Source organism: Pseudomonas sp. NFPP25 (genome assembly GCF_900116505.1).
GTDB lineage: Bacteria > Pseudomonadota > Gammaproteobacteria > Pseudomonadales > Pseudomonadaceae > Aquipseudomonas > Aquipseudomonas protegens.
On the sequence record NZ_FPBG01000002.1, the window covers coordinates 843,251 to 865,395 of the forward strand.

A 22,145-nucleotide genomic window follows, 5' to 3' on the forward strand; every position below is an offset into this window, starting at 1 on the left:
TTTTTTTAAAATATCCTTTAAAAACAACAACTTATAAAAATCAAAAAAGCGCCTGTTCGTGCAAATTGCATGAATGGCCATCGTGCATCCTGCATTTTGCAGGTCCGCAGGGGTTGTTGGCGGGTGCCGTGGCAGTGTTGTGACCGCGGGCCAGGGTGGAAAATTCAATCGTTGAAGCGGGGACAAGTACGCTGCGTGGGGAGACCGAGGGTAGATACAAAAGTTTGCAAAAACCCCGTGTACAGCGTCGCGAGAGCTGACGTATTTTCCAGCCAGTCACGTTGGTTCAACCTGGCCTCGACGGCCCCGCGAAAGTGGCTTGAACGGCGTTTCTGCGACATGGAATGTGTTGTGGCGCGATCTTGCGATCCCGCCCGACCAATAATAAGAACACAGGACGCTCTCCATGAACCTTTCCTGCGCCTCATCGCCGGTGCTCTTTGCAGCCCTGCGCTTGTCCTGCCTTCATCCCTTGGCGAGAGATATCCACAGCTCCCGCGTGCCGCTCGCCGCACCTTGGATCGCTACCCCCGGTTGAGCCTTGCGCCGCTGTTGCCAACGCCCGGCCGGCCAGGCCCGGGCCCAGATCCTTGCTGTGCAACCGGAGCAACCATGAACAAGCACAAGAGCGACATGATCACCTGGGGCATGATGCTGCGTAAGGTGCCCTCCATTGCCAGGGCACTGCCGCGGGTGGTGCGGGGCATGAAGGCGGGCAATATCGACAACCCGGACCAGCCCTGCGGCCTGGGCTGGAGCTTTGAGCAGGCGACCCTGCGCAACCCCGAGGGGCCGGCCTTGCTGTACGGTGACCGGGTGCTCAGTTATGCACAGGTCAATCAATGGGCCAACCGCATTGCTGCCTACCTGCAGGAGCAGGGCATCGGCAAGGGTGATGTGCTGGCGATCTTCATCGAGAACCGTCCGGAATTGCTGGTCACGGTGCTGGCGGTGGCCAAGCTCGGCGGCATTTGCGCGATGCTCAACACCGCGCAGACCCAGGGCGTGCTGGCGCACAGCCTGGCGTTGGTGAAACCGGCGGCGATCATCCTCGGCGGCGAGCTGCAGGCCGCTTACTCGGCGGTACGCGAGCAGGTGGGCATCGATCCGCAGCGCACCTGGTTCGTGGCCGATCAGGACACCTTTGCCGACCCCGGGACGACCCCTGCGGGAATGCGCAACCTGATGGCCGAGAGCGCCGGTTACCCATCGGACAACCTGGCGCAGACCCAGCGCATCTTCCTCAACGACCCCTGCTTCTACATCTATACCTCCGGCACCACGGGGTTGCCCAAGGCCGGGATCTTCAAGCATGGTCGCTGGATGCGCACCTCTGCCGGCTTCGGCACCATCGCCCTGGATATGCAGCCCGGCGACGTGGTGTATTGCACCTTGCCGCTGTACCACGCCACCGGTCTGTGCGTGTGCTGGGGTTCGGCGATTACCGGCGCCTCGGGCTTTGCCATCCGCCGCAAATTCAGCGCCAGCCAGTTCTGGGATGACGTGCGCCGCTACAAGGCCACGACCGTGGGTTATGTCGGGGAGTTGTGCCGCTACCTGATCGACCAGCCGGCTTGCGCACGGGATACCGAGCACGGGGTCTCGAAGATGATCGGCAACGGGCTGCGCCCGGGCGTCTGGAGCGAGTTCAAGCAACGTTTCGGCGTCGGTCATATCTGTGAGTTGTATGCCGCCAGCGACGGCAATATCGGTTTCAGCAACATCCTCAACTTCGACAATACCGTGGGCTTTTCCCTGATCCCCTGGGCGCTGGTGGAATACGCCCACGACACCGGTGCGCCACTGCGCAACAGCCAGGGCTTCATGCAGAAGGTGGCCAAGGGCGGCCAGGGGCTGCTGCTGGCGAAGATCGACGACAAGGCGCCCCTGGATGGCTACACCGACCCGGAAAAGAACCTCAAGGTGATTCTCAAGGACGTATTCGAGAAGGGCGACTGCTACTTCAACACCGGCGATCTGCTGCGCGATATCGGCTTTGGCCATGTGCAGTTCGTCGACCGGCTGGGAGATACCTATCGCTGGAAGGGAGAGAACGTTTCCACCACCGAGGTGGAGAACGTCCTCCTGGGGCACCCGCAGGTTGCCGAGGTGGTGGCCTATGGGGTCGAGATCCACAACACCAACGGTCGGGCCGGGATGGTGGCGATCACTCCGGCAGAATCCCTGGCGACCCTGGATTTCAGCGAGTTGCTGCAGTTCGCCCGGCAGCAGTTGCCGGCCTACGCAGTGCCGCTGTTCCTGCGGATCAAAGTGAAGATGGACACCACCGGCACCTTCAAGTACCAGAAGAGTCGCCTCAAGGAGCAGGCATTCGATCTGCAGCAAATCGGTGACGAGCCGGTGTATGCCTGGTTGCCGGGCTCGGATACCTACGTGCGGCTGACCCCGCAGATTCTCGCGGACATTCAGGGTGGGCGCCTGCGTTATTGATTCTGCCTATGGTGGCTCTCGGGAAAAAAGGGATGACAGGCTGGCGCCGGCTTGGGGAAACTAGCGCCTTTCCGAATTGCCGAACCTGGAGTTTCCGATGACCGACAAAAGCCGCCAGATGACTGAAGAAGAGGCCGCCCAGTTTGTCGAACAGGTGTTCAACGTGGCCCGCCAGGGCGACGCACAGATGCTCGACAAACTGGCTGCCAGTGGCCTGCCGGTCAACCTGCGCAATCACAAGGGCGACACGTTGCTGATGCTCGCCGCCTATCACGGCCATGTGGACGCGGTGCAGGTGCTGCTCAAGCACCAGGCCGACCCCGAGATCCGCAACGACAACGGCCAGAGCCCGATTGCCGGGGCTGCCTTCAAGGGCGACCTGGCGGTGGTCAAGGCGCTGGTGGAGGGGGGCGCCCAGGTGGAAGGCTCGTCCTTCGACGGACGTACCGCGCTGATGATGGCGGCGATGTTCAACCGCACGGAAATCGTCACCTACCTGATCAGCCAGGGCGCCGACCCCAAGGCCCGCGACAGCAATGGCGTGAGTGCCCTGGAAGCGGCCAAGACCATGGGCGCCATGGATACCACGGCGCAGCTGGAAAAACTCCTGGCCTGAGCCGGCGATGATCGGGGCGTGCAGGCGTCAGGTACTACCTGGCGTGATAGCTCGGGCACTTTAGGCTATTCTTCGCGCCCCTTGATTTCCTCGCTTCCAGGATGTGCCCATGAAAACCGCCCTTATCGAACTCATTAGCAAGATCAGCTCCGGGTGCATGGGCGATGCCGAGATCCAGCAGATCGCCGAGGAGGCGAGCCAGGCCTACGCCGACCCTCAGGGATTCCTGGCAGCCAACCCGGATATCAACTACGACGACAGCTTCCCCATTCCCCTGGGGGAATGGGTGGTGGTCGGCAGCCTGCCGGAAACCGTGTTGTTTCAGGCCGATACCTATGTCGACCTGTTCGCCCAGATCGTCGCCTCGTTCGGCAAGGACGTGGCTTTCAACATCAAGCCCAAGCAGTTGGCCAAGATCGAAGCCCTGACGGCCTTGAACCGCATCCAGATCCAGATGGGCAGCATGAACCCGGAAAACGGCGGCTATGTGTTGATGAACTTCAGCCAGTTGCTGGATGACGAGTTGCAGATGGTACTGGTCTACGGCAACGACGTGCCGCGGGTGCTGGAGCTGTGCGCCGAGGTCGGGATCGCCGCAGCGCCGGCCCTGGAGGCCTTGAAGATCGCCGTTCATGTCTGAAGCCCGAGCGGCTGTGGAATAAAACGGAACCCTGATCCAGCACGGCTATCCTAAAGAGGCACGCCATCATTTAGGGAGCGACACCATGGGTTCCACCTTCAATGGCCTGGTTGGCCTGATCATTCTGGCCCTGGATATCTGGGCCATCATCAACGTACTCAAAAGCGGCGCCGAAACCGGGATGAAGGTCCTCTGGGTGCTCTTGATCATTCTCCTGCCGGTGCTGGGGCTGATCATCTGGGCGATCGCCGGGCCGCGAGGCAATGTGCGGCTCTGAAGCGGGAGACGCAGGTTGCACAGGGAAAAGGGCCGTCAGGCCCTTTTTTGTGTGACTAAACATGCGTTGAACGAAATTTTCACAAACGCTCTAAGACAATTCGCCGGCGCTTTTTCCCCGGTATAACTCTCTGCAATCTCTTGTCCCAGAGCCGTTGGCAGTGGGTTTTTCGGTGCTGCCCACTAATCAATGGCAATGCCTTGAGTGATCGTGCAACATTTGCGCACCGCGAATTCCCCCGTCGCCCTGGCGGCAACAAGAGGGCAGAACGCAGCTTTATCTTTGCAACTTAAACTTCCAATGGGTCCTAAAACCACATGGCAAACTCGGATGCCCTGAGTCAGCAGCGATCCTCGAATCGCCTGCTGCAACCGACCGTTAAATCCCATCTGGCCTACACGCTGTTGTGCGCCCTGGTCATGATGGTGATGCTTTCCCTGTTGCGCGTCGCGCTGCTGATCTACAACCGCGAGATGATTCTCGACACTCCGGCCTCGACCTTCCTCGAAGCGTTTGCCAACGGGCTGCGTTTTGACCTGCGGCTGGTGGTCTACCTCAGCGTACCGCTGCTGCTGGCGCTGTTCAGCGCCCGGGCCATGGCGGCTCGCGGGGTGTTGCGCTTCTGGCTGACAGTCACCTCCAGCATCGCGCTATTCCTCGGCCTGATGGAGATGGACTTCTACCGAGAGTTCCACCAGCGCCTCAACGGCCTGGTCTTCCAGTATGTGAAGGAAGACCCGAAAACCGTGATGAGCATGCTCTGGTACGGCTTCCCGGTGGTCCGCTACCTGCTGGCCTGGGCCGTGGGCACCTGGATCCTGAGCCTGGCATTCAAGGGGGCCGACCGCGCCACCCGGCCCCGCGGCCCGTTCAGCGGCGGCAATGTCGGCACCCGGCAGATTGCCCCCTGGTATGCGCGCATTGCGGTGTTCGTGGTGTGTCTGCTGATCTGCGTGGTTGCAGCCCGTGGCACTCTGCGCCAGGGCCCGCCGATGCGTTGGGGGGACGTCTACACCACCGAATCCAACTTCGCCAACCAGTTGGGCCTCAATGGCACGCTGCAACTGATGGCGGCGGCCAAGGATCGTCTGTCCGAGGACCGCACCAATATCTGGAAGGCCACCTTGCCTCAGCCTCTGGCGCAGCAGACCGTGCGCGACATGCTGCTGGTGCCGAGTGACAAGCTGGTGGATGCCGACATCGCCGCTGTACGCCGCACCTACACGCCGGATGGGGAAAAGACCCTGCCGATCAAGAACGTCGTGGTGATCCTGATGGAAAGCTTCGCCGGGCATTCGGTGGGCGCCCTGGGACGTCCGGGGGAGATCACTCCGTACTTCGACAAACTGTCCAAGGAAGGCCTGCTGTTCGACCGCTTCTTCTCCAACGGCACCCACACCCACCAGGGCATGTTCGCCACCATGGCGTGCTTCCCCAACCTGCCTGGCTTCGAATACCTGATGCAGACCCCGGAAGGCAGCCACAAGCTGTCCGGCCTGCCGCAACTGCTCAGTGCTCGCAACTACGATGACGTGTATGTCTACAACGGCGATTTCGCCTGGGACAACCAGTCGGGGTTCTTCAGCAACCAGGGCATGACCAACTTCATCGGCCGTAACGACTTCGTCAATCCGGTGTTCTCCGACCCGACCTGGGGCGTGTCCGACCAGGATATGTTCAACCGCGGCCTGGAAGAGTTGAAGGCCCGGGAAGGGAAGGGGCCGTTCTATGCCCTGCTGCAGACCCTGTCCAACCACACGCCGTATGCCCTGCCCACGCCTTTGCCGGTGGACAAGGTGACCGACCGCGGCAGCCTCAACGAACACCTGACGGCCATGCGCTACTCCGACTGGGCCCTGGGCCAGTTCTTCGAGAAAGCGCGCAAGGAGCCTTACTTCAAGGAAACCCTGTTCGTGGTAGTGGGCGACCATGGCTTCGGCAACGAGCAGCAGATCACCGAAATGGACCTGGGGCGCTTCAACGTGCCCATGCTGATGATCGCTCCGGGTATCCAGGAAAAGTTCGGCCAGCGTGACCACACCGTGGGCACCCAGATCGACATCGTGCCCACCATCATGGGCCGCCTGGGTGGCGACGTACTGCACCAGTGCTGGGGGCGCGACCTGCTCAACCTGCCGGAAGGCGACAAGGGCTTCGGCGTGATCAAGCCTTCGGGCAGTGACCAGACCGTAGCGCTGCTGACGGCGGACCGGGTGCTGGTACTGCCCAAGGAAATGCCGCCACGGCTGTACAAGTACGAACTGGGTTCGGCACCGGGGGGCGAACTGATCCCGGATTCTGCCGATGAGGCGCAGCTCAAGCAGAAGCTGGAATCCTTCCTGCAGACGGCGACCAAGAGCTTGCTCGACAACACCGCAGGCGTGGTCAACGGGAAACCGGACTAAACGCTGTAGCGCCGGCCCTGTCATGCGGGGTTGGCGCAAGTTGCCCGCGTGAATAAAACACCCCACAAGTGGGGTGTTTTTTATTCGGGCTTATAAAAAGGCGCCGGTGAAGACCGGCGCCTTTTTACGTGCAAACATACTCTGGGGCGAGCAATAAGGGCGTTATATCCTGCCCAGCAGCAAGAGTACCAACAGCACCACCAGCACGACGCCAATGATTCCTGAAGGCCCATAACCCCAGCTTCTGGAGTGCGGGAATACTGGCAGGCCGCCAATCAGCAGCAGAATCAGAATAACGATCAGAATGGTGCCCATGGCTGTTTCCTTATTGGAATAGAGTTGAACAACGCAGTTATTCAAGGACAAGTTCGTTTTAGGGATAAAGCGAACCGCTTAATAAATCCGACTCTGCGCCCTTCCAGAAAATTCCAAGTATTTTTAAAGCTTTCTGCTTTCGGTCTTATTTCCTTTGCGCCTGCCCGGAGCAGGGGGGGCGGATGACAGGTCGGGGGCACCGGGCCGGCGGTTTGCCCGGGGCATTCAGCACCCTGATGGTGCGTGGGTGGCGCAGGGGCCTTCGCTACACTGCGGCTCATCTTCCCCGGAACAACAAGGCAACTCTTATGCAAAATCGCATGATGATCACTGGCGCCGGCTCCGGCCTGGGTCGCGAAATCGCTTTGCGCTGGGCCCGCGAGGGCTGGCGGCTGGCCTTGTCCGATGTCAGCGAGGCGGGCCTGCAGGAAACCCTGAAACTGGTGCGTGCAGCCGGTGGTGACGGTTTTGTGCAGCGTTGCGATGTGCGTGACTACAGCCAGTTGACCGCCTTCGCTCAGGCCTGCGAGGTGAAGTTCGGCGGCATCGACATCATCGTCAACAACGCCGGCGTGGCCTCTGGCGGGTTCTTCAGCGAACTGTCGCTGGAGGATTGGGACTGGCAGATCGCGATCAACCTGATGGGGGTGGTCAAGGGCTGCAAGGCCTTCCTGCCGCTGCTGGAGCAGAGCAAGGGCAAAATCATCAATATCGCTTCCATGGCGGCCTTGATGCAGGGCCCGGCCATGAGCAACTACAACGTGGCCAAGGCCGGAGTGGTGGCGCTTTCCGAGAGCCTGTTGATCGAGCTCGCGCAGCAGGAAATCGGCGTGCATGTGGTCTGCCCGTCGTTCTTCCAGACCAACCTGCTGGACTCCTTCCGGGGGCCGACCCCGGCCATGAAGGCCCAGGTGGGCAAGTTGCTGGAAAACTCGCCGATCACCGCCGCCGAGATCGCCGACTACATCCATGCCCAGGTCGATGCCGGCCAGTTCATGATCCTACCCCACGAGCAGGGCCGTATGGCCTGGGCCCTGAAGCAGAAAAATCCCCAGGCGCTGTACGATGAAATGACCCTGATGGCCGACAAGATGCGCGCCAAGGCCAAGCAAAGCGCCAGTTGAGCTTGCCCAATCCCCCTGGGCGTCGTTAGGGTTGCCGGCATCCGACAATCCTGACGAGTTCCTGCATGCTCAATTACCTGTGGTTCTTCCTCGCCGCGCTGTTTGAAATCGCCGGCTGCTATGCGTTCTGGATGTGGCTGCGTCAGGGCAAGAGTGCCTTGTGGGTGATTCCCGCGCTGGTCAGCCTGACCCTGTTCGCCCTGTTGTTGACCAAGGTCGAGGCCACCTACGCCGGGCGCGCCTATGCCGCCTACGGAGGCATCTATATCGTCGCTTCGATTGGCTGGCTGGCGGTGGTGGAGCGGGTACGGCCCCTGGGTTCGGATTGGCTGGGGCTGGCGCTGTGCGTGATCGGGGCCAGTGTGATTCTGTTCGGCCCGCGCTTTTCCAATGGCTGAATAACCCGGCCCAGAGAAGCTGGGCCGGGGGTAGGGTCAGTCGAACAGCTCCTTGGGCACATCGTGCTTGAGCATCAGTTGGCACTGTTCGCTGTCCGGATCGAAGACGATTACCGCCTGGCCCTTGGTCAAGGCCTGGCGCACCCGCAGCACACGGGTCTCCAGGGGCGTTTCATCACCGTTGTCGGTGCCCTCGCGGGTCACGAAGTCCTCGATCAGGCGGGTCAGGGTGTCGACTTCAAGTTGGTCGTGGGGAATCAGCATGGGGGCCTCCGGCAAACAATCCGGGATCCTACTGCGCCCGGGGCCGTGCCGCCAGCCAGGGCGTGCACAAACTCCGGGGCGGGTTCAGGATTTCTGCCCCACCAGGCTGTCCACCGAGGGCACCCGGGTATCGCTTTCCATTTGTGCATCGTGCTCCAGTTGATGGCTGAAGCGGTCCAGTGAGCCCTGGGCCGGTTGCGCGTCGCTGGCAAATACCGGCGGGCTGAGGATGTAGGCCCCCAGCAGGCGGCTGAGTGCCGCCAGGCTGTCGATATGAGTGCGTTCATAGCCGTGGGTGGCGTCGCAACCGAAGGCCAGCAGCGCAGTGCGGATGTCGTGGCCGGCGGTGACCGCCGAATGGGCGTCGCTGAAGTAGTAGCGGAACAGGTCGCGACGCACCGGCAACTCGTGTTCGCCGGCCAGGCGCAGCAGGTGGCGGGACAAGTGATAGTCGTAGGGGCCACCGGAGTCCTGCATGGCCACGCTCACCGCATGTTCGCTGGAGTGCTGGCCCGGGGCGACCGGGGCAATGTCGATGCCGACGAACTCGCTGACGTCCCAGGGCAGGGCCGCTGCCGCACCACTGCCGGTTTCTTCGGTGATGGTGAATAGCGGATGGCAGTCGATCATCAGCGGCTCGCCGCTGTCGACTATGGCCTTGAGCGCGGCCAGCAGCGCGGCGACACCAGCCTTGTCGTCCAGGTGCCGGGCGCTGATATGGCCGCTTTCGGTGAACTCGGGCAAGGGGTCGAAGGCAACAAAGTCACCCACGCCTATCCCCAGGGATTCGCAGTCGGCGCGGGTGGTGCAGTAGGCATCCAGGCGCAGCTCGATGTGGTCCCAACTGATGGGCAGTTCGTCCACCGCGGTGTTGAAGGCGTGCCCGGAGGCCATCAGCGGCAGGACGCTGCCGCGCAACACGCCGTTGTCGGTGAACAGGCTGACCCGGCTGCCCTCGGCAAAGCGGCTGGACCAGCAGCCCACCGGGGCCAGGGTCAGGCGGCCGTTGTCCTTCACCGCGCGCACGCTGGCGCCAATGGTGTCCAGGTGCGCCGAGACGGCCCGATCCGGGCTGTTCTTCTGGCCCTTGAGGGTGGCGCGAATGGTGCCGCGACGGGTCAGCTCGAAGGGGATGCCCAGTTCTTCAAGGCGTTCGGCGACATAGCGCACGATGGTGTCGGTAAAGCCGGTGGGGCTGGGAATGGCGAGCATTTCCAGGAGGACTTTCTGCAGGTAGGCGAGGTCGGGTTCGGGAATCTTGCGGGTCATGGAAACTCCTGATGAGAAACGGCCATCGATGGTTTCGATGAGGGCATGGATGGAGGGCCAGGGGCGCCTTCGCTGCCAAGCCAGCTCCTACCAGTGAGGGTAGGAGCCGGCTTGCCGGCGAAGGATCACGGCGCCGGTTGGCTGTGGGGAAACAGCAGGTCGACAAAACGTTCGGCGGTGGGTTGCGGTTCGTGATTGGCCAATCCGGCGCGTTCGTTGGCTTCGATGAACACGTACTCGGGTTGATCCGCCGCCGGCACCATCAGGTCCAGGCCCACCACGGGAATGTCCAGGGCACGGGCTGCGCGGATGGCGGCGTCGGCCAGGGTCGGATGAAGGATGCCGGTGACGTCTTCCAGAGTGCCGCCGGTGTGCAGGTTGGCGGTGCGCCGAACAAACAGCCGCTCCCCGGCGGCCAGTACGCTGTTGTAGTCGTAGCCGGCGGCGTGTAGGGTGCGCTGGGTCTCCTGGTCCAGGGGGATTTTGCTCTCGCCGCCGGTGGCCGCCTGGCGGCGACGGCTGCGGGCTTCGATCAGCGCGCCGATGGAGTGCTGACCATCACCGATGATTTCCGCGGGACGGCGGATAGCCGCTGCCACCACTTCAAAGCCGATCACCAGGATGCGCAGGTCCAGGCCTTCGTGGAAGCTTTCCAGCAATACCCGGCTGTCAAAGCGGCGGGCGTGGTCGATGGCCTTTTGCACCTCTTCGATGGTCCGCAGGTCCACCGCCACGCCTTGCCCCTGTTCGCCATCCAGGGGCTTGACCACCACCCGCTGGTGCTCGTCGAGAAAGCCCAGGTTGTCATCGGCGTTGCCCGCCAGTTGCTGCGCCGGCAGGTTCAAGCCAGCACCCTTGAGCACCTTGTGGGTCAGGCTCTTGTCCTGGCACAGGCTCATGCTGATGGCGCTGGTGAGATCGCTCAGCGATTCCCGGCAGCGTACCCGGCGACCGCCGTGGCTGAGGGTGAACAGCCCGGCGTCGGCGTCATCCACCTGAACATCGATGCCCCGGCGATGTGCTTCCTCGACGATGATCCGCGCATAGGGGTTGAACTCCGCCTGGGGCCCGGGGCCGAGGAACAGCGGCTGGTTGATGCCGTTCTTGCGCTTGATGGCGAAGGTCGACAGGGTGCGAAACCCGAGTTTGGCGTAGAGGTTCTTGGCCTGGCGGTTGTCGTGCAGCACCGACAGGTCGAGGTAGCTCAGGCCGCGGCTCATGAAGTGTTCGATCAGGTGGCGCACCAGCACTTCGCCGACGCCCGGGCGTCTGCAGTCGGGGTCCACTGCCAGGCACCAGAGGCTGCTGCCGTGTTCCGGGTCCTGGTAGGCCTTGTGGTGATTGAGGCCCATGACGCTGCCGATCACCGCGCCGCTGTCTTCGTCCTCGGCCAGCCAGTACACCGGCCCGCCCTGATGGCGCGGGGTCAGCAGTTGCGGGTCGATGGGCAGCATGCCGCGGGCCTGGTACAGATGGTTGATGGCTTGCCAGTCGGCTTCGCTCTGGGCGCGACGGATGCGGAAACCGCGAAATACCCGAGTGGCCTGGCGGTAATCGCTGAACCACAGGCGCAGGGTATCGGAGGGGTCGAGGAACAGTTGCGCCGGTTCCAGCCCCAGCACCTGTTGTGGCGCCGCCACATACAGAGCGATATCGCGCTCGCCAGGTCGCTCGTTGAGCAACTCCCCGGCCAGGCTGGTGGGGTCGGGAAAGGTATGGCCGATCAGCAGGCGGCCCCAACCGCAATGTACCGCGATCGGTTCGCACCCGGGTTCGCTGCCGTCTTCGGCGAAGCGCGCCTGCAGGCGTTCATAGGACGGCGCCTGGCCGCGCAGCAGGCGTTGGCTGTAAGCCGTGGCGTGAGCTTTCATCGGTCAGATTCCTTGTTCGCTGAGCCACAGGTTCAATGCCGCCAGTTGCCACAGCTTGGAGCCGCGCAAGGGCGTCAACTGGCCCTGGGGATCGGTCAGCAGGCGGTCGAGCATGGCCGGCTTGAACAGGCCGCGATCCTGGCTCGGGTCCAGCAGCAGTTCGCGTACCCAGTCCAGGGTCGCGCCCTGCAAGTGCTTGAGGCCCGGCACTGGGAAGTAGCCTTTCTTGCGGTCGATCACCTCGCTGGGGATCACCAGCCGCGCAGCTTCCTTGAGCACCTGCTTGCCGCCGTCCGGCAACTTGAAGCGCGCCGGCACCCGGGCCGAAAGCTCCACCAGGCGGTAGTCGAGGAACGGCGTGCGCGCCTCCAGGCCCCAGGCCATGGTCATGTTATCCACACGCTTGACCGGGTCATCCACCAGCATCACCGTGCTGTCCAGGCGCAGGGCCTTATCCACAGCTGCGTCGGCGCCGGGCTGGGCGAAATGCTCGCGGACAAAATCCCCGGCGGCATCGTTGGCGGTCAGCCACTGCGGTTGTACGGTGGCCGCGTAGTCGTCGTAGCTGCGGTCGAAGAAGGCCGCACGGTAGGCCGCGTAGGGGTCGCTGGCGCCGTCCACCTGCGGGTACCAGTGGTAGCCGGCAAAGAGTTCGTCGGCGCCCTGGCCGCTTTGCACTACCTTGCAGTGCTTGGCCACTTCCCGGGACAGCAGGTAGAAAGCGATGCAGTCGTGGCTGACCATCGGCTCGCTCATGGCCCGAAAGGCCGCAGGCAACTGTTCGATGATTTCACGTTCGTCGATGCGCAACTGGTGATGCCGGGTGCCGTAGTGCCGGGCAATCAGGTCGGAGTACTGGAACTCGTCGCCCCGCTCGCCACCGGCGTCCTCGAAGCCGATGGAGAAGGTCGACAGGTTGTCCACCCCGACCTCTCGCAGCAGGCCCACCAGCAAGCTGGAGTCGACACCGCCGGACAGCAGCACGCCCACATCCACCGCTGCCCGTTGGCGGATGGCCACCGCTTCACGGGTGCTGTCCAGCACCCGGTCACGCCAGTCTTCCAGAGTCAGGTTGGTTTCGTCGGCACGGGGGCCGTAGGGCAGGGTCCACCAGGTCTGCTGCTCGGTGCGACCGTCGGCCTCGATACGCATCCAGGTGGCCGGCGGCAGTTTTTCGATGCCTGCCAGCAGGGTTCGCGGTGCTGGCACCACGGCATGGAAGTTCAGGTAGTGGTTGAGCGCCACGGGGTCGAGCAACGGGTTGATGTCGCCACCTTTGAGCAACGCCGGCAGGGCCGAGGCGAAGCGTAGGCGCTGGCCGGTGCGCGACAGGTACAGCGGCTTGACCCCGAGGCGGTCGCGGGCGATGAACAGGCGCTGGGCATCGCGCTCCCAGATGGCGAAGGCGAACATGCCGTTGAGCTTGGGCAGCAGGTCCGCGCCCCAGGCGTGGTAACCCTTGAGCAACACCTCAGTGTCGCCGCCGGAATAGAAGGCATAACCCTTGGCTTCCAGTTCGGCGCGCAGTTCGGGGAAGTTGTAGATCGCGCCATTGAAGGCCAGGGACAGGCCCAGTTGGTTGTCGACCATGGGCTGCGCCGAACCGTCCGAAAGGTCCATGATTTTCAGCCGTCGATGGCCGAGGGCAATCGGGCCCTGGCTGTGAAAGCCCCAGGCGTCCGGGCCGCGAGGGGCCAGGTGGTGGGTGATTCGTTCAACCGCTGCCAGGTCGGCAGGTTGATGATCAAAGCGTAATTCGCCAGCTAGTCCGCACATAAGTCCTTACCGGTTTTTCCGTTGGGGAGAGTCAATCTGCCGCCGTCAAAAGGGCGGCTACCTGGAAACTGACCTGTGCGTAACTCGGGAGTTTTAGATCGATCGGTTATAAGCAGTTGAGTGGGGGCAGACGGTTGGATGTAGCGCTTGGTGCTGGCCAGCGGCCATTGGCGGCGCTGGAAAATCAGCGCCGCCGCTCTGCTTCAGGCCTTGCCGCGAATCAGGCGACGCAGGGCAAAACGGTTCGGATGGCAGGCTTCGGCCACGCTTCTGGGCAGGGGCAGGGGCTCGTTTTCCAGCCAGGCGGCCAGCAGCTCGCCGGACAGCGGCGCGGTGATCAGCCCACGGGAACCGTGGCCACTGTTGATGTACAGGCCGTCGAGCCAGGGGCAGGGCAGGTCCGGCACTTGGCGCGCATCCTTGCCCAGGGCGGCGTAGGTTTCGGCAAAGGCAAGCGGGTCCGCCAGGGGGCCGACGATGGGCAGGTAGTCCGAGCTGGTGCAGCGAAAGGCCGCGCGGCCTTGCAGGCTGTCCAGGGGCAGTTGCTCGGCACCCAGGCGGTGCAGCAGGTCGCTGGAGATTTCCCGCAGCATCTCCAGGTTGCCGGCATGCTCGGCGCTGGTGGGGGTCAGGTCCTGGCTCTTGAAGTCGAAACTGGCGCCCAGGGTGTGTTCCCCCAGGCGCGCGGGGGCGACGTAGCCTTCGGCGCAGACCACCGTGGCCAGGCTCTGGCTTTGTGCGGTCTGGGGCAGGCGGGTGATCTGCCCGCGAATGCGCTTGAGGGGCAGGTCGGCGCTGGCCGGGAAGCGCTTGATCTCGGCCGCACCGGCGAGGATCACCACCGCGGCGCTGGCCAGCATCCGGTCGCCGTCCCAGGCTTGCCATTGCTCATCGACCCGGCGCAGTTCCAGGACTTCCCGGTGTGCCAGGACCTGGATCCGCGGGTGGCTGGCCTGCCATTGGCACAGGGCCGGCGGATGCACCCAGCCACCTTCGGGGTAGAACAGGCCTCCGTGCTCAAGGCCGATACCGGCCCGGGCCTGGGCTTGGGGTTGGTCCAGCAGGTGCAGCAGGTCGGCGGGAAAAGCCGCGGCCAGTTGGGCCTGGCGCTCGGCTTCCTTGGCGTTGAAGGCCAGTTGCAGCACGCCGCAGCCATCCCAGTCCTGGCCGCGCTGTAGGTGCTCCAGTTGGCGCCGGGTATAGCCGAAGCCGCTGAGGATCATCTGCGACAGGGCGGTGCCGTGGGCCGAGAGCTTGAGGTAGAGCACGCCCTGGGGATTGCCCGAGGCCTCCCGGGCCAGCTCTGCATGACGCTCCAGCAATTGCACCTGCCAGCCGCGGGCGGCCAGGCTGGCGGCGCTGGCACAACCGGCCAGCCCGCCGCCGATCACCAGGGCGGTCTTCTCTTGCCGCGGGGGGCGGGCGAACCAGGGCCTGGCCCTGGCCGGCGCCGGCGCATCCTCCGGCCAGCCGAGGAACTCGCCTCGCAGTACCTCCCATTTGTGGCCGATGCCCGGGGTGCGTTTCATCTTGAAGCCGGCACTGTTCAGCAGCCGGCGCACCCAGCCGGTGCTGGTGAAGGTACTGATAGTGGAACCTGGGGCGGCCAGGCGCGCCAGTTCGGCGAAGAGCTCGGCGGTCCACATGTCGGGGTTCTTGGCCGGTGCGAAACCGTCGAGAAACCAGGCATCGACCTGGGCGTCCAGTTGCGGCAGTTGCTCCAGGGCATCGCCGATCAGCAGGGTCAGGGTCACTCGCCCGCCCTCCAGCACGATGCGCTGGAAGCCGCCATGCACTGCCACGTACTGCTCAAGCAGCGGTGCAGAGAAGCTCGCCAGTTCCGGCCACAGGGCCAGGGCCCGTTGCAGGTCGGCAGAGCTCAAGGGGTACTTTTCCACACTGACGAAATGCAGCCGGGCACCGGTCGGGGCCTGTTGCTGGAACAACTGCCAGGCGCAGAGAAAGTTCAGCCCGGTGCCGAAGCCGGTTTCACCGATAACGAAGCGTTCGCCATCGGTCAGGGCGGCAAAGCGCTGGCCCAGGCGGTTCTGTTCGATGAACACGTGGCGGGTTTCATCCAGGCCCGATTCGCTGGAGAAGTACACATCGTCGAAGACCCGCGAGCGCGGGCGTCCTTGGTCGTCCCAGTCGAGCTGGGCGTGGGGCAGTTCAGGGATCATGTTCGGCTCATGTTGCGCAAGGCGGCCATTCTAGCCGATCGCGCCGGCGGCGCTTGATCCATGGCAAGGCGCTGCAGGTTCGGGGATTTGTTTTCCCTGGCCGAGGTCGATCCGCTAGTCTTGGAAAATTCTTGGAAGGGAGCCACCCATGTTCGAATCCGCTGAAATCGGTCACGCCATCGACAAAGAAACCTACGATGCCGAGGTGCCGGCGTTGCGCGAGGCCTTGCTCGAAGCCCAGTTCGAACTGCGCCAGAAGGCGAACTTTCCGGTGATCGTGCTGATCAACGGGATCGAGGGCGCGGGCAAGGGCGAGACGGTCAAGCTGCTCAACGAATGGATGGACCCGCGGCTGATCGAGGTGCGCACCTTCGACCAGCAGACCGACGAGGAACTGTCGCGGCCACCGGCCTGGCGCTACTGGCGGATGCTTCCGGCCAAGGGGCGTATGGGGGTGTTCTTCGGCAACTGGTACAGCCAGATGCTGCAGAGCCGGGTCCATGGCGAGATCAAGGATCCGCGCCTGGACCAGGCGATCAACGGCGCCGAGCGCCTGGAGAAGATGCTCTGCGATGAAGGCGCACTGATCTTCAAGTTCTGGTTCCACCTGTCCAAGAAACAGATGAAGGCCCGCCTCAAGGCGTTGCAGGACGACCCGCTGCACAGCTGGCGCATCAGCCCGCTGGACTGGCAGCAGTCAGAAACCTACGACAAGTTCGTCAAGTACGGCGAGCGCGTGCTGCGCCGCACCAGCCGCGACTATGCGCCCTGGCACGTGATCGAGGGCGTCGATCCGCATTACCGCAGCCTTACCGTGGGGCGGATTCTCCTGGAAGGGCTGCAAAACGCGCTGAACCGCCAGCCCCTGCGAGCCACCCAGGTCAACGCGGCGCCGCTGCCTCCGGCGGTGGATCAGCTCAGCCTGCTGGACAGCCTGGACATGACCCAGCACCTGGACAAGGACGACTACGAAGAACAACTGATTACCGAGCAGGCGCGCCTGGCCGGCCTGCTGCGGGACAAGCGCATGCGCAAGCACGCCCTGGTGGCGGTGTTCGAAGGCAACGACGCGGCGGGCAAGGGCGGGGCCATCCGCCGGGTCGCGGCGGCCCTGGACCCGCGCCAGTACAGCATCGTGCCGATTGCCGCGCCCACGGAAGAGGAGCGCGCCCAGCCCTATCTCTGGCGTTTCTGGCGGCATATCCCGGCCCGGGGCAAGTTCACCATCTTCGATCGTTCCTGGTACGGCCGGGTGCTGGTGGAGCGCATCGAGGGCTTCTGCAGCCCCGCCGACTGGTTGCGGGCCTACAGCGAGATCAACGACTTCGAGGAGCAGTTGGCCGATGCCCGGGTGATCGTCGTCAAGTTCTGGCTGGCCATCGACAAGGACACCCAGCTGGAGCGCTTCCAGGCCCGGGAGGAGATTCCCTTCAAGCGTTTCAAGATCACCGAGGACGATTGGCGCAACCGCGACAAGTGGGACGATTACCGCGCTGCCGTCGGCGACATGGTCGACCGCACCAGCACCGAGGTGTCGCCCTGGACTCTGGTGGAGGCCAACGACAAGCGCTGGGCCCGGGTCAAGGTTCTGCGCACCATCAACCGCGCCCTGGAAGCCGCGTTCGAGCGCTCGGACAAGCACGACAAGAAAGACAAGAAGTAGGTCGATGGTCGCGCATACGCCCAGTGAATGATTGTCGCGGCGGGACAGGAGGGGGATCTATGCTCGATGCTCTTCCTGCCGCCAACAACAATGAGGTGCGTCATGCGTGAAGTGGTGATCGTCGACAGCGTACGGACTGGCCTGGCCAAGTCCTTTAGGGGCAAGTTCAACCAGACCCGTCCGGATGACATGGCCGCCCACTGCGTCAATGCGCTGCTCGCCCGCAACGGCATCGACCCGGCCAGTGTCGAGGACTGCATCGTCGGCGCCGGCTCCAATGAAGGGGCCCAGGGTTTCAACATAGGGCGCAACGTCGCGGTGCTCTCGGCCCTGGGCACCGGCACCGCGGGGATGACCCTCAACCGCTTCTGTTCCTCGGGCCTGCAGGCGATCGCCATCGCCGCCAACCAGATCGCCTCCGGCTGCAGCGACATCATCGTGGCCGGTGGCGTCGAATCCATCAGCCTGACCATGAAGAGCGTCAACACCGAAAACCTGGTCAACCCGCTGCTCAAGGAGCAGGTACCGGGCATCTACTTCCCCATGGGCCAGACCGCCGAAGTGGTGGCCCGGCGCTACGGTGTCAGCCGCGAAGCCCAGGACCGCTACTCCCTGCAAAGCCAGCAGCGTACCGCCCAGGCCCAGGCCGCCGGCCTTTTCAGCGACGAGATCGTGCCGATGACGGTCAAGTACAAGGTCGAGGACAAGAACACCGGTGAGGTGCAGATCCTTGATGGCGTGGTGGACCGCGACGATTGCAACCGCCCCGACACCACCCTGGAAAACCTAGCGGCGTTGAAGCCGGTGTTTGCCGACGACGGTTCGGTGACGGCGGGCAATTCCTCGCAGCTGTCCGACGGTGCTTCGATGACCCTGGTGATGAGCCTGGAGCGGGCCCTGGCCCTGGGGCTCAAGCCCAAGGCGTTCTTCCGCGGCTTTACCGTGGCCGGCTGCGAGCCGGACGAGATGGGTATCGGCCCGGTGTTCTCGGTGCCCAAGCTGCTCAAGGCCAAGGGCCTGAGCGTGGCTGATATCGATCTTTGGGAGCTCAATGAAGCGTTCGCTTCCCAGTGCCTGTATGCCCGCGACCGCCTGGAGATCGACAACGCCCGTTACAACGTCAATGGCGGCTCGATCTCCATCGGCCACCCGTTCGGCATGACCGGCTCGCGTCAGGTCGGGCATCTGGTGCGCGAGCTGCAGCGGCGCAACCTGCGCTATGGCATCGTCACCATGTGCGTGGGTGGCGGCATGGGGGCCACGGGGTTGTTCGAGGCGGTACGCTAGGTTTCGCTTCGTCGGCAAGCCGGCTCCCGTGGGGCCGGTTTGCGACCTGCACAATCCCGTTTGCGCTTTGTCGCCAACTGTCTCTGTGTCGGCTGCCGGCGCGGGCCTAGTATGTGAGCCTTGCTCGTAAGGCCTTGTGGGGTTCGCATGCACGTTTCGTCCGGTCGCTGGGTCTATGGTCTGTTCCTGGCCTTACTGACCGCGCTGTTGTGGGGCATCCTGCCCATCAAGCTCAAGCAGGTACTGCAAGTGATGGACCCGGTCACCGTGACCTGGTTTCGCCTGACGGTGTCCGGTGGCTGCCTGCTGGCCTACCTGGCGGCGGTGGGGCGCCTGCCGCGCTGGCGAGTGCTGGGGCCCAAGGGTATCTGGCTGGTGCCGATCTCGGTCTGTGGCCTGGTAGGCAATTACGTGCTGTACCTCATGGGCCTCAATCTGTTGAGCCCGGGCACCGCGCAACTGGTGGTGCAGATGGGGCCTATCCTGCTGTTGATCGCCAGCCTGTTCGTATTCAAGGAGCGGTTCAGCCTCGGCCAGGGCCTGGGGCTTCTGGTGCTGCTGATCGGCTTTGGGCTGTTCTTCAATCAGCGCCTGAGCGAACTGCTGACTTCCCTGAGCGACTACACCGCGGGGGTCCTGACCATTCTTGCCGCTTCCGCGGTCTGGACCTTCTACGCCCTGGGCCAGAAGCAACTGCTGAGCGTGTGGAATTCCCTGCAGGTAATGATGGTGATCTACCTGTTCTGCGCCTTGTTGCTCACCCCTTGGGCTCACCCGCTGGAGGCGCTGGAGTTGAACCCGTTGCAGGGTTGGCTGTTGCTGGCGTGCTGCCTCAATACCCTGATTGCCTATGGCGCCTTTGCCGAGGCTCTGGCCCATTGGGAAGCGTCGCGGGTCAGCGCGACCCTGGCCATTACGCCGCTGGTGACCTTTGTCGCGGTGGCTTGGGCAGCCTGGCTCTGGCCCGAGTATGTGCAGGCCGAGCAGATCAATGGCCTGGGCTATGGCGGGGCGCTGCTGGTGGTGCTGGGGTCGGCGCTGACGGCACTGGGTCCGTCGTTGATGGCGGGGTTGCGAGCGCGGCGGCAGCGGATTGCGGCGGGCTGAGCTTCGCTGGCGAGCCAGCTCCTGCAGTCGGGTTGTGGCAGGAGCTGGCTCGCTAGCGAAGGCGACTGCGGTCTTACCCCTGCTTCCCGGCCTCCAGCATGTTTTCCGGGCGGACCCAGGCATCGAACTGTTCATCGGTCAGGTACCCGAGTTCCAGCGCCGCCTCGCGCAGGGTCAGGTTCTCGGCATAGGCCTTCTTGGCGATCTCGGCGGCCTTGTCGTAGCCGATATGGGTATTGAGCGCGGTCACCAGCATCAGCCCGCGCTCCAGGTGCGCGGCCATCTGTTGCGGGTCGGGCTCCAGCCCGGCGATGCAATGGTGCTGGAAGTTGCTGCAGCCATCGGCCAGCAGGCGGATCGATTGCAGCAGGTTGTGGATGATCACCGGCTTGAACACGTTCAGTTGCAAGTGGCCCTGGCTGGCTGCAAAGCCGATGGTCACATCGTTGCCCATGACCTGGCAGGCCAGCATCGACAGGGCTTCGCACTGGGTCGGGTTGACCTTGCCGGGCATGATCGAGCTGCCGGGCTCGTTGGCGGGGAGCTTGACCTCGGCCAGGCCCGCCCGTGGCCCGGAGCCCAGCAGGCGCAGGTCGTTGGCGATTTTCATCAGGCACACGGCGAGGGTCTTCAGGGCGCCGGAAAGGCTGGTCAGCGGTTCATGGCCGGCCAGGGCGGCGAACTTGTTCGATGCCGTGACGAAGGGCAGGCCCGAGAGCGCCGCCAACTCGGCGGCGATGGCCTCGCCGAAACCGTGGGGTGAGTTGAGCCCGGTGCCTACCGCGGTGCCGCCCTGGGCCAGTTCGCAGACGGCCGGCAAAGCGCTGCGGATGGCGCGCTCGGCGTACCCCAGTTGGGCGATGAAGGCCGAGATTTCCTGGCCGAAGGTAATGGGGGTGGCGTCCATCATGTGGGTGCGACCGGTCTTCACCAGCTTCATGTGCCGCGCCGACAGCTCGGCCAGGCCGCCGGAGAGCTCGGTGATCGCTGGCAGCAACTGGAACTGCACCGCCTGGGCCGCCGCAATGTGCATGGCAGTGGGGAAGCAGTCGTTGGAGCTCTGCGAGCGATTGACGTGGTCATTGGGGTGCACCGGCGTCTTGCCGCCCCGAGGGTTGCCCGCCAGCTCGTTGGCCCGTCCAGCCAGCACTTCGTTGACGTTCATGTTGCTTTGGGTACCGCTGCCGGTCTGCCACACCACCAGAGGGAACTGGTCGTCATGCTCGCCCGCGAGCACTTCGTCGGCGGCCTGTTCGATCAGGCGGGCGATATCGGCAGGGATGTCGCCGTTGCGGTCGTTGACCCGCGCCGCGGCTTTCTTGATCAGGGCCAGGGCATGCAGCACCGCCAAGGGCATGCGTTCGTTGCCGATGGCGAAGTTGACCAGCGAACGTTGGGTCTGCGCGCCCCAGTAGGCTTCTTGCGGGACTTCAACCTGGCCCAGGCTGTCGGTTTCGATTCGGTTCATCGTGGCAATCCTCCTAGTCTGACAGGCCAGTTTAGGCCGTGATCCGCGGCTCGGGTTCCATGCCGGGGGTTTTTCCCCGCCATGGCCGAGCAAAACCGGGGGCCGGTCGGCGTGGGGTTGAGGGACGCGGATTAATAGGCGCAGAATGGGCGCCCTTGGGGTTCTACCTCGCCTGCTAGATAAAGGAAACTCGATGACCCGTTTTCGTGCCATCTGTACCGCGGTTGTTCTGGTGTGTGCCAGCGGCCAGGTTCTTGCCGATACCGCCAGCCACAACGCCAGTGCCGAGGCCTTCCTGACCCTGGCCCATGCGGACAAGCTCGGTACCCCGGTGTACATGCAAGTTCAGCAAATGTTCGCCCAGCGCTTCGAGCAGACCAAAGCCCCGGAATCCAAGCGTGCCCTGCTGGAAACCTACCAGGCCAAGGCCAATGCCGCCCTGGACCAGGCCATTGGCTGGAACAAGCTGAAGCCGGACATGGTCAAGCTCTACACCAGCAATTTCAGCGAATCGGAGCTCAAGGAACTGGTGGCTTTCTATCAGTCGCCACTGGGCAAGAAAGTCCTGGAAAAAATGCCCCAGCTGACCCAGCAATCGGCGCAGATGACCCAAGCCAAGCTGGAAAGCGCGGTACCGGTGGTGAACAAGCTGCTGGCCGACATGACCGCCGAGCTCGAGCCCAAGGCTGCCCCGGCGAAGAAGAAGTAAGCGGAGCCCGCAATGACCATGCAACAACGTATCGAAGCGGCGCTCGGGGCATTGCAGCCCGAGCACCTGCAAGTGCTGGATGAAAGCCACATGCACAGCCGTGGCCTGGAAACCCACTTCAAGGCGGTACTGGTCAGCGAGCAGTTCGCCGGCCTCAACAGCGTCAAGCGCCATCAGAAGGTCTACGCCACCCTGGGTGAGCTGATGGGCCAGTTCCATGCGTTGGCGCTGCACACTTATACGCCTGAGGAATGGTCGAAGATCGGTGTGGCTCCGGCTTCGCCGACCTGTGCCGGTGGCAGTCAGCATTAACCGCGGTTTTTTT

19 protein-coding genes are annotated in these 22,145 nt (G+C 63.6%); 12 read left to right on the forward strand and 7 right to left on the reverse strand.

Annotated elements, in window-relative coordinates:
* Nucleotides 1–612: 612 nt before the first annotated feature.
* The 5 genes from BM382_RS10950 (at nt 613) to BM382_RS10970 (ending at nt 6,389) form a co-directional block, all read left to right on the forward strand.
* Nucleotides 613–2,451 (forward strand): long-chain-acyl-CoA synthetase, encoded by a 1,839-nt coding sequence (locus BM382_RS10950; RefSeq protein ID WP_072442808.1) that lies wholly within the window; start codon nt 613–615, stop codon nt 2,449–2,451.
* Between the two features lie 97 nt (nt 2,452–2,548).
* Nucleotides 2,549–3,067 carry an ankyrin repeat domain-containing protein gene (locus tag BM382_RS10955; protein WP_011062613.1) on the forward strand — a complete coding sequence of 173 codons (519 nt, stop codon included), beginning with the start codon at nt 2,549–2,551 and terminating at the stop codon, nt 3,065–3,067.
* A 109-nt stretch (nt 3,068–3,176) separates the two neighbouring features.
* Entirely contained in the window at nt 3,177–3,707 is a 531-nt protein-coding gene (locus tag BM382_RS10960; protein ID WP_015636586.1) for a hypothetical protein, read from the forward strand.
* Nucleotides 3,708–3,792: 85 nt separating this feature from the next.
* A complete protein-coding gene (locus BM382_RS10965) occupies nt 3,793–3,984 on the forward strand; it encodes a PLDc N-terminal domain-containing protein (RefSeq protein WP_015636585.1) in 192 nt (63 codons plus the stop codon).
* 317 nt (nt 3,985–4,301) lie between these two features.
* Complete coding sequence (locus BM382_RS10970; protein WP_011062610.1) at nt 4,302–6,389, forward strand: LTA synthase family protein; 2,088 nt, start codon at nt 4,302–4,304, stop codon at nt 6,387–6,389.
* Between the two features lie 162 nt (nt 6,390–6,551).
* Here the strand turns inward: BM382_RS10970 and BM382_RS10975 are convergent, their stop codons facing one another.
* On the reverse strand, nt 6,552–6,704 hold the full coding sequence (locus BM382_RS10975; protein WP_007945780.1) for a DUF3309 family protein: 153 nt from the start codon (nt 6,702–6,704) through the stop codon (nt 6,552–6,554).
* A gap of 308 nt (nt 6,705–7,012) precedes the next feature.
* Between BM382_RS10975 and BM382_RS10980 the strand changes: the two genes are divergently transcribed.
* Both BM382_RS10980 and BM382_RS10985 read left to right on the forward strand, forming a co-directional pair.
* The gene (locus BM382_RS10980; RefSeq protein ID WP_011062608.1) at nt 7,013–7,828 is read left to right on the forward strand and encodes an SDR family oxidoreductase; all 816 of its coding nucleotides are present in this window, start codon (nt 7,013–7,015) and stop codon (nt 7,826–7,828) included.
* 65 nt (nt 7,829–7,893) lie between these two features.
* Nucleotides 7,894–8,226: a YnfA family protein gene (locus BM382_RS10985; RefSeq protein ID WP_011062607.1), complete on the forward strand. Its 333-nt coding sequence runs from the start codon at nt 7,894–7,896 to the stop codon at nt 8,224–8,226.
* Between the two features lie 36 nt (nt 8,227–8,262).
* On the opposite strand, the gene BM382_RS10990 is transcribed toward BM382_RS10985, so the two are convergent.
* From BM382_RS10990 to mnmC, 5 genes are all read right to left on the reverse strand, one after another.
* Complete coding sequence (locus BM382_RS10990; protein ID WP_011062606.1) at nt 8,263–8,490, reverse strand: YheU family protein; 228 nt, start codon at nt 8,488–8,490, stop codon at nt 8,263–8,265.
* Nucleotides 8,491–8,574: 84 nt separating this feature from the next.
* Complete coding sequence (locus BM382_RS10995) at nt 8,575–9,759, reverse strand: osmoprotectant NAGGN system M42 family peptidase (protein ID WP_015636583.1); 1,185 nt, start codon at nt 9,757–9,759, stop codon at nt 8,575–8,577.
* Nucleotides 9,760–9,884: 125 nt separating this feature from the next.
* The gene (gene ngg, locus BM382_RS11000) at nt 9,885–11,630 is read right to left on the reverse strand and encodes an N-acetylglutaminylglutamine synthetase (protein WP_072442810.1); all 1,746 of its coding nucleotides are present in this window, start codon (nt 11,628–11,630) and stop codon (nt 9,885–9,887) included.
* 3 nt (nt 11,631–11,633) lie between these two features.
* Nucleotides 11,634–13,406: an N-acetylglutaminylglutamine amidotransferase gene (locus tag BM382_RS11005; protein WP_011062603.1), complete on the reverse strand. Its 1,773-nt coding sequence runs from the start codon at nt 13,404–13,406 to the stop codon at nt 11,634–11,636.
* Between the two features lie 203 nt (nt 13,407–13,609).
* Complete coding sequence (mnmC, locus tag BM382_RS11010) at nt 13,610–15,586, reverse strand: bifunctional tRNA (5-methylaminomethyl-2-thiouridine)(34)-methyltransferase MnmC2/FAD-dependent 5-carboxymethylaminomethyl-2-thiouridine(34) oxidoreductase MnmC1 (RefSeq protein WP_072442812.1); 1,977 nt, start codon at nt 15,584–15,586, stop codon at nt 13,610–13,612.
* Nucleotides 15,587–15,734: 148 nt separating this feature from the next.
* Here mnmC and pap point away from each other — a divergent pair, with 148 nt between their 5' ends.
* From pap to BM382_RS11025, 3 genes are all read left to right on the forward strand, one after another.
* Nucleotides 15,735–17,249 (forward strand): polyphosphate:AMP phosphotransferase, encoded by a 1,515-nt coding sequence (pap, locus tag BM382_RS11015; protein ID WP_065365449.1) that lies wholly within the window; start codon nt 15,735–15,737, stop codon nt 17,247–17,249.
* A gap of 102 nt (nt 17,250–17,351) precedes the next feature.
* Nucleotides 17,352–18,536 carry a thiolase family protein gene (locus tag BM382_RS11020; protein WP_011062600.1) on the forward strand — a complete coding sequence of 395 codons (1,185 nt, stop codon included), beginning with the start codon at nt 17,352–17,354 and terminating at the stop codon, nt 18,534–18,536.
* A gap of 147 nt (nt 18,537–18,683) precedes the next feature.
* Nucleotides 18,684–19,643: a DMT family transporter gene (locus BM382_RS11025; RefSeq protein ID WP_019093385.1), complete on the forward strand. Its 960-nt coding sequence runs from the start codon at nt 18,684–18,686 to the stop codon at nt 19,641–19,643.
* 73 nt (nt 19,644–19,716) lie between these two features.
* Here BM382_RS11025 and BM382_RS11030 read toward each other — a convergent pair whose 3' ends face one another.
* Complete coding sequence (locus BM382_RS11030) at nt 19,717–21,111, reverse strand: class II fumarate hydratase (protein WP_011062598.1); 1,395 nt, start codon at nt 21,109–21,111, stop codon at nt 19,717–19,719.
* Nucleotides 21,112–21,304: 193 nt separating this feature from the next.
* Here BM382_RS11030 and BM382_RS11035 point away from each other — a divergent pair, with 193 nt between their 5' ends.
* Together BM382_RS11035 and BM382_RS11040 are read left to right on the forward strand one after the other, a co-directional pair.
* On the forward strand, nt 21,305–21,820 hold the full coding sequence (locus tag BM382_RS11035) for a DUF2059 domain-containing protein (RefSeq protein ID WP_015636579.1): 516 nt from the start codon (nt 21,305–21,307) through the stop codon (nt 21,818–21,820).
* A 12-nt stretch (nt 21,821–21,832) separates the two neighbouring features.
* A complete protein-coding gene (locus BM382_RS11040; RefSeq protein WP_011062596.1) occupies nt 21,833–22,132 on the forward strand; it encodes a BolA family protein in 300 nt (99 codons plus the stop codon).
* Nucleotides 22,133–22,145 lie beyond the last annotated feature (13 nt).